The sequence below is a fragment of the Candidatus Hodgkinia cicadicola genome (genome assembly GCF_002774925.1).
Window position 1 is genome coordinate 1 of record NZ_NXGO01000117.1, and the last position, 811, is coordinate 811.

At 35.0% G+C, this 811-nt stretch carries 1 protein-coding gene; it reads right to left on the bottom strand.

Annotation, left to right across the window (positions count from 1 at the left end; translation table 4 throughout):
* Positions 1–241: 241 nt before the first annotated feature.
* Positions 242–496 (bottom strand): DnaJ domain-containing protein, encoded by a 255-nt coding sequence (locus MAGTDC_RS03580; protein ID WP_414173074.1) that lies wholly within the window; start codon positions 494–496, stop codon positions 242–244.
* Positions 497–811 lie beyond the last annotated feature (315 nt).

Sequence of the window (811 nt, forward strand, 5' to 3'; positions counted from 1 at the left end):
GACACCCAGACAGACAGACGACAGACAGACAGACAGACAGACAGACAGACACACAGACACTTTTCGGAAAACGACTTTTTTTCATGTTTTGAGTGTAGTAGAATCAGAATCTGCAATAATCTCGAACACGATTTTTTTTGCCATCACCATACTTCCATTCCTTAAGGAATATGGAAGTAAAAATCAAAACTAGGAAACAGAAAACTGAACAATTACTGGACAAATAAAGCAAGTCAAAAATTTAATTTGTGTGAAAAATTATGACCACATTGAACATTAGTGTTAATCATGGAATGGAATGATATTTGTAGTGATCAGACTGACCTTTGAATGCTTCCGCTGCACCTGGCGCTTTGTTCTTGTCTGGATGTAACTGCAAAGCAAGTTTCTTGTAAGCCTTCTTCATGTCACTATCTGTAGCTTCTTTTGTCACACCCAGAATCTCGTAGTAGTCTTTGCAGTTCTTTATCCTTAAACAAACCAGAAGGGGTATAATTTATAAACACCTGTAACAACAACATAATAAGATTTACTATGCTTACAATAACAACATTGTTATGGCGCTCTAGTGATCGTCATATGGTACAGTGGAAAACAAAATACAAGACACCAATTAAGTCACTAATCACCAGCTTTAATTATTACAATTAAACAGTTTGTAATCAACAAGATAGTCTCTTACAACAAATCAAATAAAAATTGTTCACACGCAATAAAATGTCAACTAATATAAAACACAATTGTATTACAATTGTCCCGCCCGATTATAAAACACATAACACTTCGAACCACACTGTGTAAATCGCCACTT